Consider the following 14,595-nt stretch of genomic DNA (forward strand, 5'->3'; position numbering starts at 1 on the left):
CCACGTGGGTGATCCGTCAGTCTCCCGGCGTCAGCTCAACGTCGATGGTGCGCCGCCAGCGCCGTCGGGCAGTTCGGGGTGTGCCGAGGAACTCGTCGACCACTGGGCCGAATACCGCGGCGTTGAGAACCAGGTCGATGTGGCCGCCGCCGTGTGCGTGCAGTGTTGCACGCGGTATCAAACGACTGAGGATGTGTGCGTTGATCATTGGGATGATCGGATCGTCGGTGCCCGAGATGACCAGGGTCCGCTGGCGGATCGCCGGCAGCGCGTGGATCGAGGTCCACACCCAGCCGGCCATCAACTGATGCAGGTAGCCCTTCGTGCAGCCGGCGTGCACCTGACGGATCACGACCTTGCGGGGCTTGTCGGGACGGATGAAGCAGGCGACCGGCGAGGTCTCGGACAGGCCGTAGCCCTCGAGGATGACCGCGTCGAAGGCGTCTTCGAAGTCAGTGATGACCTGGGCGGGCAGGGCTTCGCCCCCGGACACACAGACGCGCAGCGAGCTGGTGTCGTCGGTGGGCCGCCGCGCAGCGACCAGCGCCGAGTACATCGTCGGAACACCCTCGAACACCGTCACCTTCTCCGCGGCGATGGCGTCGAGCACGACGACCGGGTCGAAACGGGGGATGAGGACGAGAGTGGCCTGGGCGTACACCGCGCCGTTGAGCCCACAGGTGAGGCCGAACACGTGGAACAGCGGCAGGCAGCCGATGATGACGTCCTTATGGGTGCCCCTCGCCAGGTTGTCCATCGAGATCTGTGCGTTGCGGCGCAGACCGGCGTAGGTCAGCTCAGCGCCCTTGGGCTTGCCGGTGGTTCCGGAGGTGTGCAGGATGACGGCGGTGTCGGAATCGGCACGCTCGACGGGGCAGACCCGGGGTGCAGTGGCGGTGACGGCGGCCATCAGGTCGGCGTCGGCCAGGATGCACCCGGAAACCACACAGACAGCCAGACGCTCGACGTCCACGTTTCGTCGAACCGGTGAACGCCATCAGCAACCGCCCAACCGAGGTCGAAACACGGAGGATCCCAGGGCACTGGGAGGGGGATCTGATCATCGGGGCGCTGGGCGGCTCTGCGATGGCGACGGTGGTCGAGAGGTCCACTCGCTTCGTGATGCTGGGACATCTCGGACGGAACCGAACCGCAGAAGCCGTGCGCGACTCTCTGATCACAGCATTCCGAGACCTGCCCGCGTCATTGCGCGGCAGTCTTACCTGGGACCAGGGTGCGGAGATGGCCGAACACCGAGCGCTCGACATCAGCTGAGCCACCTAGAATGGGTGCTCGTTCGCTATCCCGCAATCGCTCACCCATCCAAAGAGCGCGCTGAACCAGCAAGACCAATATCTGGCGAGTAGTTCGCTCATCCCGCGTCACAACACAACGGGCAGAGCTAGTTACGTCACTGTGACGTTTCGGAGCCCTAGAGTCGGGTAGCACCTCAGACCCGCATCTGAGCGTAGTAACCTCCGAACACGCACGCGGACAGCACATCTCACGCCAAGCACACAAAGAGCTGTATTAAGCACATCGCAATCGAAGCTCAGTCAGGCCCCAAGTTCTTGTCAAACGACGACAAAACAGCCGGCAATTTCGCCAAGTCGGTGACATTTCGCCATTCTCGGCGATCATTTACACTTGATCACGAGAACTAATCTCCCCCAGCATCATTCAACTGGTAACGAGTCGTGTTGAGGTAGGACGAGTTGTCCGCCAGTCGTAGAACGGTTAGGCAGCCGGGGCGATCCGACTGGCACGCGACTACGGGGCAGTTGTCCTTGAAACTCACGCGTCCGTACGCGTCGCAGCAGTGCCAGGATCGGGCGGGCTGGGAAGATGTAGTGATGGCGCGAGTCGAGTGGACCCGACAGAGTGGCGAAGACGTTGAAGCAGTCGTCGCCATGCTGTTATGCACTGAGTACCCGAATGCGTGGCGGCTTCGGCCGGGCCGAGGCGACGGCGGCGTGGATGTCTTCGTTCCACTGTCGGACGATCGCGTGCTACGCGACGTGTACCAAGTCAAAAAATTCGCCTCGAACTTGACCAACTCGCAGAAGCGGAAGATCAGGGCGTCGTTCGAGGAATTGCTGAAGACTGCTGAGGCCGAGCAGTGGGAGATCTCGTCGTGGTCCCTTGTGCTGCCACTCGATCCCACCCCGGCGAATGAGGCATGGTTCGACGAGATGACGGCCGATGTCGATTTCCCGTGCCGTTGGGTTGGCCTGAACCGCCTTGATCTGTTCGCGGCCCAGAATCCTATGGTCATCGACTACTATCTCCGTGACGGCAAAGACAGGTTGCAGCATCAGACAGATTTGCTCGCAGGCGTGATCGCTCGACGAGCGGACCGTACTCCCGGTGAGGCTTTGCAACCGATGGACGTTCGTTCGGACCTGATGACGATCTATAAGGCAATCAATGCCTACGATCCGCACTACCGATACGAGCTGTCCATGACCGAGTCACCGCCCGATAGATACGAAGCCAACCGGGCGGGCATCGTTGCTCTAGCGTCGTACGGGTCACCGGACGGCTGGTTATTGATTAGCATCTTTGCTCGGAGTTTGGCGGCCCTCGAGGAACGCCCGATCACGGGTGAGTACAGCGTAAAGATTGACGAAGGCAGCGACCTCGATACGGAGTACCGCCGCTACCACGAGTTCGGCACACCGGTTTCGCTCCCGAGAGGCACAGTGAACGTCCGCCTCTCACTCCCGGGTGGATTGGGAGTCATCGATAGCGACGACAACGTGGAGCTGTCCATATCGCCCTCGGAAACTGCACGTGAGGAACACACGGAAACCGAATTGGTCGTCGCCGTGCTTTCACCTGATGAGAGCACGCTTGCGGAACTAGAAGTGCGACTGGTTGAGCACACACGAGGACCCGCTGGGGGAACGCGAACAGTCTGGGAGGACCCGTCTGAATTCGTGCGTCTCGAAATTCTCGCTAGCGAGTACCCCAACTTGACGGTCAATATGCGAATGACCACAGACCCTGCCGGGCGCCGGCCTGCCGACATCGTTGACAGTCTCGAGTTCATCGCAAATCTGCACGACCCAAACACTTTGGGGGTATCTACCGCATACGGCCCGCGTCAGTTCTCAGCCATGTCTACATCGGCATCCGGAAGAGAACGCGACATCAGTGTGGTTCGCCTGGCGAAGGTTGCGCGCGCATTGGTGACCATCCAGCAGCACACCACAAAACGTATCCTCTTCCCATCGAGCTACACCGGGGACCAGGCACTTGAGATGATAGATGTAGCGAAGCTTCTTTCGGGAGAGGCGATTTCCTTCACCTGGCCAGAGATCAGGGTGGACCTGGAACCAGACCAAGACTTCCCTTTCCAGGTCGGTGACGAAGCCATGTTCCGTGTCGTGCAGGCGCTTGAGATATCGCTGGACTCGGGGCGTCTAGAGGTCGGCAAGCGCATGGCTATCCTTCAAGGTCGAGTCACCGAACTAACAGCGACGCAGCTCGTCGCTGTTCCCACGGGCGAGGACCGCGCGCAGATGCTGCGGTTCGATGGTGACGAGCAACCTGGGCGAGTTCAGACGCGCGAGCTCCCGTGACCCACCCACCGTCATTCACTTGGTGAGGAGACCGCTTCGCTCTGTCCCCTCATCGCGACGGTAACGCATAAACTGGTAACGGGAGAGGGCAGAACATAGCTTCGCCAAGACGAACGCAATCACGGGCCTCTCCGATGGGCACTGCTATGTCTGATCTGACGCCCGCACCGGGTGAAACGGGTAGGTGTTTCCTTCCGTGTGGGTGATCCAGCTCGACCCAGACTCTTCAGATGCCTGCTGCTCTGAATCCCTCGACCCACTCGTCGTAGTAGTGCTGGACACTCTTCATCTGCTGAACCCCGTCCCTAAGGTCAGCAGATGGCTTCTTCAAGGACCTGCTGAGTTTGGCCACGTCCCGAAGCTGCTGGCTCAGCGTCGCCGCGCCGCCCACGCCCGCGATGCTGCCGTCGCGCAAGTTTCGAACCGACTCTGCGAGTACAAGGTACTCGGCCTGATCTTCCATAGACATTTCCGCGAAAGGCTTCATGTGAATGAGTGCGTCAATTCCGCCATTGAGATCGACCATTTGGCCAACGTAGTCAGCCGCCAATTCCCGAAACCTCCCAGTCGGTGAGCTGAGCTCGGTCGCAAGCGAGTTCACAACCGCTAATCTCGCAGCCATGCTTGTTGACTGCGATGCCTCATTCATCGTTGGCGTGTATTCGGTTGCAATCGTTCCAATCTTCGTCAGACACACCGCCATCTCTTCGATTGTCGCGCTCAGCTTCGGCATGGCATCTTCTGCGATCGCAATCAGATCTAGGATTCCTGTTTCGTCGTCTTCAACATCCGTGTCGCCATCCCACTCACCAGCTGTGTCAGGTTCGGGTGGCTGCCGAAGCTGCTGCTCCTCTGCTCGATCCAGCGCTCGCATCAATAGGCTTGCGAGAGCAAGCATCTCTACTGCTTCATCTTCGGGAGTATCGAGGTCACCGCCATGACCTCGCGGATTCCGCAAGCCTTGCGCGCTCCCCATGAATAGAAACTTGAAGCCTTCGCGCTCATCGGCCCCTTGGTCCTCATCGGCATTCGGCGATATGACATCGAGTGTCGGCGCGTTCTCATTAAAGACGTAGGTCATCAGCCGCTTGCCGATTTCCGACTTTCCGCTCAGCCGCTTTACGCGATCCTCGACAGCTCTGTACGCCTTAAACACAGCTTCGTCGTAGTGCCCGTTCGCGAACAACGCGCCGCTCGAACTGACAATCAAGCGATGAAGCTGCGGCAGGCCCGACGGCTGCGCTGCACTTTCCACATTGTCCGCCATGTCAACTTCCTTCATTTCGGCAGTTTAATACTCCAGAAACCAGCCAAGCATGGGGCACGACCCCGCGCGCTTTGTCCCAGCTTCATAGGTTAGCCACGTATTGGGCGTATGTGGCGGCCGACGCGACTGCGTGTCGCTCGATGGTGGCAGGGGAGTAGCCGAGCGTGTCCGCGAGTATCGCTACGGGTGCGAGCTTGGTGAGTTCATGCAAGGTGCCCAACCGGGCCGCCCGGGTACTGAACGTCGACCTCAACCGGTTCCGTAGGTGGCTCGGGTCGATATGCTGGCCGGGAAGATAGCCGCGGAATACCCAGTTAGTGGCCGGGTGCGCGGCGGTATTCGCGAGGTCACGTTCCCCAGCAAGGTACCGGAATGGTTCATCGAGGGGCGCCGGCAGCGCGATGGCGATGCCACCGAGTGTGACGGTGACGAGTTCGTCGGAGACAATCACGTCGTTCCAAGTGAGTTTGACAACGCGATCGATCTGCTGGCCGAAGACGAGCACGAGGATCGCCGCGGCTCGATCTCGAGGATTGAGCGACGGTTGGTTTGACGTGAGGCCGTCGACGACGTCTCGCTGGTCCTCAACACTCATTTTCGCGCTGGTGCCACGTCGATGAGGTGTCATTGCGAGGTCCGCTGCGACCAGCTTGGTCTTGATCGCCCACGCAAGAAATCGAATGGCGAACTCTCGTGTGCTCGGACCTTCGGCCTGCCACGCGTCCAGATCTGCTTGGGATAGGTCGCCGATCGAGACGTCCCGGTCGGTGAGCCAGTTGAGGAAATCGATTGTGACGGTGACGGTTTGCTTAGATCGCAAGAATGTCCCGTGCGACACCGACTCCATGGAATGCATCTGCCGTAGGTGGTGCCAGCGGATGTAGCGGTTGGCGATATCGCGATGCTCCGCTGAATTCAGTCGGTTGAGGGCGTCGTTTGACCAGTCGATGTAACGGTGCAGCAGTCCATCTCTGGCCGGCAGGATCTGGTGGGTGACCAGGAGTTCCCGGACGTATTCTCGGGTGCGCGATCGGGGGAGTTGGTCGACGACATCGTGGGAAACGAGCGGCATGCGGGCCAATTCAGTGAGGAACGCCGTGACGTGTTCTTGATTAATCCAGGTCAGGCCGCTGTTGGCTCGTTTCATCGACTTCAGTGCAGTTGCAAAGGGTTTCAGTTCATCATTGATGATGCCAGTCTCTGGATTCGTCAACAGTCGGTCGACGGTCGATCCCAGGACGCATCGCCAGCAGCGGCCGTGGGCGTATAGTTCATCTTCGGCGCCGCACTCAACGCAGTCGACGTTGAGTTTGATCCCTGTGCAACTGCGGCACGCCGGCTTTCCGTCGATGATTCCTGGCAACACTCCATCGTGACCGCACGCGCACACGCCCCGGGTACGTTTCGCTGCTTGGTAGCAGTAACCGCACACCCCGAGGCCCTGCCAGGTGACGACACATTCCCGGTGCTCACCGCATCGGTCGCACGGGACTTCCCATCGTTGTGGGTCCTCGGGTTTACGTGGTCTTGCCATCGCCATCATCACCGCGGACAACTCGGATTCGGCGGGCAACGGAGCGCTTCTCGCCGATGCCGAGATCGGCCGGGTTGGCTGGTGCGTCGGCCGTGGCTGCAGCGCGCATCTCGACGTACGGCTCGAACAGATCGTTGGGTGTGCATTCAAGGATGTCGCACAACGCAGCGAACGTACGGGCAGGGATCCGTTCGGGAGTGCCGGTCACCAGTCGGTGGACCTGAGCATTCGACAGGTTGATACCGCGGGACTTCAGCAACGGGATGAGTTCCGTTGTCTTCCAAAGGTTGTGATCGGCCATCCGTTGGCGCAGATTCCAGTGGTAGCCGACCCGGCGTTGCTCGCTCACGTGTCCTTCCCTACATGTCTTTCGTCACGTGTGACGATTCGTTGCTGGATCATCCGCTGGATGGTTTTTTGTTTGAAGTCTGCCGAGACCGAGGTGTAGAGAGCGGTGGTAGATGAGTACGCATGACCGACTTGCTGCTGGACGAACATCGGATCGTATCCGGCTTCAAGGAGATGGGTAACGTACGAGTGGCGGAGGCAATGCATCTTCAACTCTGCCGGCAGCCCAGCCAGCTCGCGGACCGTAGTAAACGTGCGATTGAAGTTGCGAATGCCCGTGGCGCCGGCGCGTTCGGACGGCCACATCGATGCCGAGCGGTCGGCTGTGGCGAATTGTTCGCGTCCTTGTGCCGAGAGCCAGTGCTCGAGAAGGTCGACCACCCAGTCGAATTCAGGCACAGTGAGGACTGTGCGTCGGCGAGGCCCTGATCCCGACATGCCTTTGGCATAGCGGACCTGGACAGCGCCATAGTTGCCGTACTTGTCGACGTGTGGGTTCGGGCCGAAGTCGTGGTAGTCGAGCATCGCGAGCTCCCGACGCCGCAGTCCGTAGGCGTAGCACACCTTGAACGCAGTGGAGTCTCGCATCAGCGGAAGCCAGCGCTTCGAACCCTTGCCGAACTCCCGGTCGACAAGGTCGTCGCAGGCATCGAAGAATGTTTGCAACTCGGTCTGAGTGAAGCTACGCCGGCCGGCCGGAATGGCGTCATCGGTCTTGTGGCGCGGGGTGTTCCACTCGAACACGACTTGGGCGGGAACATCCTCAAATGCTTTGCTACAGAAGGCAGCCCACCCGTACCTTTCGTCAGTGACGTAATAGCAGAAGGCCCTGATCGTGCCCGCGTTCGCGCGCAGCGTCGACACGGAGACGGCTTTGGGGCCGGTTCGCCGGTCTGCCAGGAACTCATCGACGTGGACGGGCTGCCACGTCCACGGGTACTCGTTGGAGTGTTCCTGGAAGCGAGATACCAGGCTGCACGACGACTGGATGAATGGCACACCGAGGCCACGGGCCAGCATCTGCGCTCGCCAGCCATCCAGCATCGCCTCGAACACGCGGTCCTCGGGCCGCAGCAGGCCGACGACACCTTTCGACAGGAAGTCTGGTAGCCGACCTGGAACACTCTGCATGATCGCAAGTGTAGCGCGAGAATCTCTCATCTGTTTGCATCTAACGATGCTGATCTGCAGATTGAGCTACTGGACCGGTGCGACCCGGCAATTCGCCACGGGTCGTAGCCAGCAGTTTCACTCAAGATTCGCCAGGACGAGTCCTCTCATCTATTTGAACTCGTCCTAGTTCTGAGCCGATAACTAATATTATGTCAACTAAACCACTGCATATTGCATCCGATGAATCATGGTCGGACCGCCGGACGTGTCTCCCATTGCCGCGTCAAATCACCTGTCCACCATGGATTTCCGTTGCGATCCGCATCCGTCGCACGGCATGTGCGACACGCATAGACGTCGTCCGCGGATTCAGTAGGCGCCTCGCTGACCTGGGGTCTTGACATGATGATGCATCCGATGAATCATTGATGCAACAGATGAGACAGACTGCGGAGGCATTCCATGGCGGTGGACGACGTTGGTCGCGCGTATCTCGTCAATGCCGTCCGGCCGCTGCATCCTGAGGAACAGACCCTGGCTGAAATGCTTCAGGGATGGCGCAACCAACAACTCAGTCGCAACCTGCGCTTCGAAACGATCGACGCCCGGATCAAGCAGGTTGAGCGGTTCGTACAACACTCGAACGAGCATCCGTGGACCTGGACAGTGGCGATGGTCGACGAGTTCTTCGGCGATCTACGATCCATCCACAATCTCTCCCAGTCATCGATCCGGTCCTACCAGGTCGGTCTGCGGCAGTTCTGCTCCTATGTCGCCAACCCGGACTACGGCTGGGACCGCGTCTGCGAGGAACTCTTCGGTACGCATCCCTCGCAGGTCTTCTTTGACTGGAACACCGCGCAGCATGTCCAGGAGAACGAATTACGGCCAGACAAGCGCGCATTCACCAAGCGTGAGATTCAGGACTTCTTCGACCACGCCGATGAACAGGTTTCCACGGTCTCGGCATCAGGGCGTAAGGGATGGCTTCCCGCCTATCGTGATTCGGTGATGTTCAAGCTCGCATACTCCTACGGTCTGCGGTTCAACGAACTGGCCCACCTCCAAACCGTCGACTTCGCGCGGAACCCCCACGCCAAAGAGTTCGGCAAGTTCGGCGTCGTCAATGTGCGCTACGGCAAAGCCAAAAAGGGCTCGCCTCCCAAACGTCGTGGCGTACTCACTGTCTTCGATTGGACTCCGGAGGTCATTGCAGATTGGCTTGAGAACGGCCAGCCCCACATGGATGATGGAATCGACCTGTTCCCCAGCGAACGCGGAAATCTAGTGTCGGAAACAACTCTCATCCGTCGATTCCGCCGCTACTGCGACGACCTCGACCTCTCGTCCGGACTCGACCTTCACTCCTTCCGACGTTCGTACGCGACACACCTACTCGAAGACGGATGGGACTCGATGTTCGTCCAACACCAAATGGGACATGAACACGCATCCACCACCGCCATCTACAGCTGCGTCAGCAGCGACTACCGCACCCGAACCCTCCGCACCGCGCTCGATGCGACGATCTCGGCCGCTCTTTCCTCCACCACCGAAAATGGTGGCGCATCGTGAAACGCGACGTCGATTACACATGGCGGCTCGCGGAACTGATGGCCGGCAACCAGATGCACAACAGTACTGACCTCATCCCCCGTCTCAACGAACGCGGAATCACACTTTCCCGGCCACAGGTCTACCGGCTGGTTCATCAACGTCCCGAGCGTGTTTCACTCAAACTCATTGCCGCGCTCTGCGACATCTTCGACTGTGGCCCAGAGGATCTGGTGACCGTGACCGCCACCAACGCTCGCAAAAAGGCAGCCAGCGCCGGCCGCGAGAACGTCGTCGAATTGAACAAGTCTGTCCGTCCACGACGAGCAAGGATTGTCAGTGACGACGATTGAACCACGCCGACGCAACACTGCTCGCGGACGACCTCAAGCAACCGACGGAGATCTTCAGTGCGCTCGCTGTGAACGCCACATGCGCAAGGCTGCCGTCACATGGCCAGACGGCAAGATCTGCAACTCTTGCTACTACGACGCCACGAGCATCCACGGCCCATGCCCAAGTTGCGGAATACACCGAATGCTCCTTGGTCGCTTAGACATCGGAGACCAGTCCGTCTGCCGTGACTGCGCGAAAATCCGTCAGGACTATCACTGCCGCACATGCGAGCAGGAAGCACGCCCCTACCGTCGGGGAAACTGCGCGCGTTGCGCACTACGATCCGACCTGGAACGCGACCTACTGCATGACGGTTCCCCCAGTGGCATCAAGACCCTGATCGATGCGCTATGCGCCGCAGACCGGCCGGAAAGCATCCTCACGTGGAAGCGCTCCGACAAGGTCCGGAACCTACTTTCAGCGATAGCCTCCGGTACGACACAACTCAGCCATGACGGGCTGGATCAATTTGAACCGAGCGGCAAACACGTTGAGCACCTCCGATCAGTCCTCTTACACCACCAGGCACTTCCCCCTCGCGATAAATACATCGCCCTCTTCGAACGATGGCTCGAAGGGAAGCTCGCCAACGTTGCCGATGTTGACATCGAGCGACCTGTTCGTCAGTTTGCTACCTGGCATCATCTGCGACGGATCAACGAGATTGCCCTCGCCGGCAACTCAACACGGGGGCCAGTTCACTCATCCAAGCAAGAGATCACGGAGACTCTGAAGTTCCTTCAGTGGCTTCACGACGAGCACAGCCGCACAATCGCAACTTGCGTCCAGCAGGACGTTGACCAATGGGTGTCGACAGGTCCGACAACGCGCCACTCGATCCGAACTTTCCTTGTGTGGTGCGCGAACTCACGCATCAATCGTTCAGTGTCCCTTGGGTTTCGTCAGGCTAAGTCTGTACGACTGCTCACACAGGACCAACGACTCGCATGGATCCGAGAACTCCTCGAAGGCAACAGTGAGTCACTTCCCTACCGCGTGGCCGGTACGCTCCTGCTTCTCTATGCTCAGCCGCTCGTGAAGATCGCCGAGCTACCCATGGCGAAAGTGATCATCTCCCCAGACGGTCTAGCTTTGCAGCTCGGGGTGACACCCTCCCCTGTCCCCGCCCCATTCGATTCGCTCCTTCGGCAACACATTGCCCAACGTCCCAACCTACGAACGAGCGGACCAGACAGTCCATGGCTCTTCCCCGGTTACAGACCTGGCGAGCATCTGCACCCCAACACTTTGATGGACCGACTCCGCGAACTTGGGATCAACCTGCTCGGCGCACGGAACACCGCGATTCGGGAGCTTGTCACCCAAGTCCCAGCTCCAGTCGTCGCTGAGATGCTCGGGTATAGCGACCGGGTGACGCAAAAGCATGCTGATCTCGCTTCCGAGCCGTGGGGCAGATATACCAGCACACCTAGGCCGGGCACATGACGGCGCATGCAGACAGCGACTGCGGACTACTTTTTACGCGGCGCCTCACGACCGGATCGTAAGGAGTATGGACCCGTATGACACGGATCTTTGACAACATCAAGTCCAACCTGGGTACCCACCTTCAGCAGTCGCTGCAGGTTTCGGACCGGATGGACGTCGCAGTTGGCTACTTCAACCTTCGCGGCTGGGGTGCGTTCGACGCCCTGGTTAAGGAAAAAGTTGCCGCTGGCGCAACCGGTCCGGTGGTGCGAGTCCTGATCGGGATGGTCATGGCAGGCCCGCAGCAGGAGACGTTGGAGGATCTACAGGCCGACGTCGACGGCACCCCTCGGCCGGACGCTGACGCGAATGCGGCCCGAGAACGCAAGGCACAGTTGCTCGAACAGCTACGCACACAGCTGATGCGAGGGCTTCCGACCAACGCAGACCGCGTGGCGTTGCAGTCGCTGCGGGATCTGCTCGCCCAGGGCGCGGTAGAGATCAAGGTGTTCACGCGCCGGCCCCTGCACGGCAAGACCTACATATGCCATCGGCAGGACCTGAACAACCCGATCACCGGTTTCGTAGGCTCCTCGAACCTCACCGCTCCCGGTCTGACCCTCAACCTCGAACTCAACGTTGACGTTCTCGACACCTCGGGCGCCGAAACCTTGGCACAGTGGTTCGAGGACCGCTGGAACGACAGGTTCAGCCGGCCCGTCACCGCCGACGTGCTGGACCTGCTCGATGAATCCTGGGTTCGCATAGAGCCTCGCCGCCCGTATGAGGTGTTCTTGAAGGTCTGCTATGACCTCTCCCGTGACGTGCGTGAGGGTTTGGCCGAGTACTCGGTGCCCTCCGAGATCGGCAAGCAGTTGCTCGACTACCAGGCCACCGCGGTGCAGACGCTGGCACGTCGAATCATGACCAAACGCGGCACAATGCTCGGTGACGTCGTCGGTCTTGGCAAGACTCTCACCGCGATCGCTGTCGCGTTGATGCTGCGAGATGAGCACGGATACATGCCATTGGTGGTGTGCCCGAAGAACCTGGTCTCGATGTGGGAGGAACACTTCGAAGCATACGAGCTGCATGGTCGGGTTGTTCCCTACAGCATGGCGCACACGATCCTGCCCGACCTCCGGCGGTACGCCTTCGTCATCGTCGACGAATCCCACACACTGCGCAACGACACCCGCCGCGACTACAAGGCTATCCAGGACTACATCCACGTCAACGACAGCAAGGCTCTGCTGCTAACCGCCACACCGTACAACGTCCGGTTCCAAGACGTGGCGAACCAGCTTGCCCTCTACATCGACGATGACGACGACCTCGGGATCGCACCGGTCAACGCGCTGTCCGCCGATCCGCGTCTGGCGGACAAAGTCGACGGTAAGACGACCACGATGGCCGCATTCCGACGCTCGGAGGATCCCGACGACTGGAAGCGGTTGATGAGTGAGCACCTGGTGCGGCGCACCCGCACCTTTATCAAGAACAACTACTCGCTTACGGACGAGAACGGGCGGCAGTATCTTGAGTTCGCGGACGGTACCTGCTTCCAGTTCCCGCAGAGGATCCCAAAGCCCGTCGATCACTCCTTCGGCCCCGAGGATCCAGCCGTGCTGATGGCTAGCGACACGACCCTCGACGCCATGACCAAACTGATCCTGCCCCGCTACGAACTCGGCAGCTACATCTCGAAGACCGCCCAACTCGGAGAATCGGAGAAGGAGTTTGTCGACAATCTCACCCGCGGACGCGGCAACGTCGCCGGGTTCGTCCGCACCACCTTCTACAAACGCTTGTCCTCGTGCGGGCACTCTTTCACCCTCTCGCTCAAACGGCACATCGCCCGCAACGAACTATTCTCGTACGCGATCGACAACGACCTGGCGATACCGACCGGAACCATCACTGAGAACACCTTCGGCGAAGACGAAGACCCAAACAACGACAAGATTCCTACCGCGGACGAGGTGGGTCAGGAAGCTTCGCTGCGCTACGAGGCACTCCGAGAAGCGAATCCGGCGGGGCTGACCTGGGTCAGGCCAGACATCTTCACCAAAGATCTGCGTCAAGATCTGGCCACCGACACAAACACCCTATGGTCCCTCCTTGCCAGCTACGGAAACTGGACGCCGGAACGGGACTCCAAACTCGACGCCCTTCTCACCCTGCTGAGCGCCAATCATCCGAACGAAAAGGTGCTGGTGTTTACTGAATACAAGGACACCGCCGACTACATCGGCGCCGCATTGGAAGCCGCTGGCATCCCCAGGGTCGGGGTCGCCACCGGTGACAGCGAGGACCCAACGCGCCTCGCGCACCGCTTCTCCCCCCGCTCGAATACGCTCCCCGGCCAGCAGACCGCCACCACACCCGACGACGAGTTGCGCATCCTGATCGCCACCGACGTCCTTAGCGAAGGCCAGAACCTCCAGGACGCGCACATCGTGGTCAACTACGACCTGCCGTGGGCGATCATCCGTTTGATCCAGCGTGCCGGCCGCGTCGATCGCGTCGGCCAGAACGCCGACACAGTCCTGCTGTACTCGTTCTTCCACGAGTCCGTCGACAATGTCATCTCCCTGCGGCAACGCATCAGCGACCGCCTGCACGCCAACGCCGAGGCGTTCGGCTCCGACGAGCAGTTCTTCGGGAGTGACACCGAAGTCAAGGCCATCACCGACCTCTACAATGGCAACCTCGACGATCAAGATGCAGCCGACGACGTCGACGCCTCAAGCCTCGCCTACCAACGCTGGCACCAGGCACAGAAGGACACCCCGGAACTAGCGGCAAAGATCGCCAGCCTCCCGGACATGATCTCGGCGACCCGCACCCGACGCCTCTCAGACATCAATGACGGCGTGATCTGTTACGTGAGAACAGAATCCGGGATCGACGGGTTCGGATGCGCCACCACCGACGGGGAGACTAGTCTGCTCACCGGCTATGAGGTGCTCCGGGCTTTCGAAGCCACTCCCGAAGAACACGGTCTCGAGCATGCCGACGACCATGACAGTCTCCTCGAAACGCTCGTTCGCGGCGACCTTGCCAACCCTCACGTTGCGGCCGGCCGGCCGCGTGGAGTACGTCGCACCCTGTGGAACCGGCTTAGCGGAACCCTCCACAATCACGCCGCCGACACCGAACTCGCCCTCGAAGCGCTGTACCAGCATCCCCTGATGAAGGACGCCGAGCACCGCCTGCGCCGGGCCGTCCGAAACGGGGCCGACAACGACGACCTGACCGCCCTAATCACCGCCCTCCACAATGATGGGCAGCTCGTCATCGCCACTCGCACCGGCAATGATCCGATCCGCATTGTTTCCAGCATGGGAGTTCGTTCGTGACTAGCACCC

At 60.2% G+C, this 14,595-nt stretch carries 9 protein-coding genes and 1 pseudogene; 5 read left to right on the forward strand and 5 right to left on the reverse strand.

What is annotated here, in order from left to right:
- Window positions 1–16: 16 nt before the first annotated feature.
- A complete protein-coding gene (locus tag P3L18_RS28445; protein ID WP_346348435.1) occupies window positions 17–973 on the reverse strand; it encodes an AMP-binding protein in 957 nt (318 codons plus the stop codon).
- On the opposite strand from P3L18_RS28445, the pseudogene P3L18_RS16265 reads away from it, so the two are divergent.
- Window positions 937–1,257, forward strand: a pseudogene (locus tag P3L18_RS16265) (IS30 family transposase); the annotation flags it as partial. The gene P3L18_RS28445 and the pseudogene P3L18_RS16265 overlap by 37 nt on opposite strands.
- A 596-nt stretch (window positions 1,258–1,853) precedes the next feature.
- Window positions 1,854–3,584, forward strand: a complete 1,731-nt coding sequence (locus P3L18_RS16270) for a hypothetical protein (protein WP_276114665.1) — start codon at window positions 1,854–1,856, stop codon at window positions 3,582–3,584.
- A gap of 226 nt (window positions 3,585–3,810) precedes the next feature.
- Here the strand turns inward: P3L18_RS16270 and P3L18_RS16275 are convergent, their stop codons facing one another.
- The 4 genes from P3L18_RS16275 to P3L18_RS16290 all read right to left on the reverse strand — a co-directional run bounded on the left by P3L18_RS16275 (window position 3,811) and on the right by P3L18_RS16290 (window position 7,864).
- Window positions 3,811–4,866 carry a TIGR02391 family protein gene (locus tag P3L18_RS16275; protein WP_276114666.1) on the reverse strand — a complete coding sequence of 352 codons (1,056 nt, stop codon included), beginning with the start codon at window positions 4,864–4,866 and terminating at the stop codon, window positions 3,811–3,813.
- Between the two features lie 67 nt (window positions 4,867–4,933).
- Window positions 4,934–6,217: a Fis family transcriptional regulator gene (locus P3L18_RS16280; protein ID WP_276114667.1), complete on the reverse strand. Its 1,284-nt coding sequence runs from the start codon at window positions 6,215–6,217 to the stop codon at window positions 4,934–4,936.
- 151 nt (window positions 6,218–6,368) lie between these two features.
- Window positions 6,369–6,734 (reverse strand): helix-turn-helix transcriptional regulator, encoded by a 366-nt coding sequence (locus P3L18_RS16285; RefSeq protein WP_276114668.1) that lies wholly within the window; start codon window positions 6,732–6,734, stop codon window positions 6,369–6,371.
- Complete coding sequence (locus P3L18_RS16290; protein ID WP_276114669.1) at window positions 6,731–7,864, reverse strand: tyrosine-type recombinase/integrase; 1,134 nt, start codon at window positions 7,862–7,864, stop codon at window positions 6,731–6,733. Before P3L18_RS16290 ends, P3L18_RS16285 begins: the two co-directional genes overlap by 4 nt.
- A 444-nt stretch (window positions 7,865–8,308) precedes the next feature.
- On the opposite strand from P3L18_RS16290, the gene P3L18_RS16295 reads away from it, so the two are divergent.
- The 3 genes from P3L18_RS16295 (at window position 8,309) to P3L18_RS16310 (ending at window position 14,586) form a co-directional block, all read left to right on the forward strand.
- A complete protein-coding gene (locus P3L18_RS16295; RefSeq protein WP_276114670.1) occupies window positions 8,309–9,421 on the forward strand; it encodes a site-specific integrase in 1,113 nt (370 codons plus the stop codon).
- Window positions 9,418–9,753 (forward strand): helix-turn-helix transcriptional regulator, encoded by a 336-nt coding sequence (locus P3L18_RS16300; protein ID WP_276114671.1) that lies wholly within the window; start codon window positions 9,418–9,420, stop codon window positions 9,751–9,753. The genes P3L18_RS16295 and P3L18_RS16300 overlap by 4 nt, the downstream gene beginning before the upstream one ends.
- Window positions 9,754–11,319: 1,566 nt before the next feature.
- A complete protein-coding gene (locus P3L18_RS16310) occupies window positions 11,320–14,586 on the forward strand; it encodes a helicase-related protein (protein WP_276114673.1) in 3,267 nt (1,088 codons plus the stop codon).
- Window positions 14,587–14,595: the final 9 nt, after the last annotated feature.

Origin of the sequence: Gordonia sp. N1V, from assembly GCF_029269935.1 — a bacterium.
GTDB lineage: Bacteria > Actinomycetota > Actinomycetes > Mycobacteriales > Mycobacteriaceae > Gordonia > Gordonia polyisoprenivorans.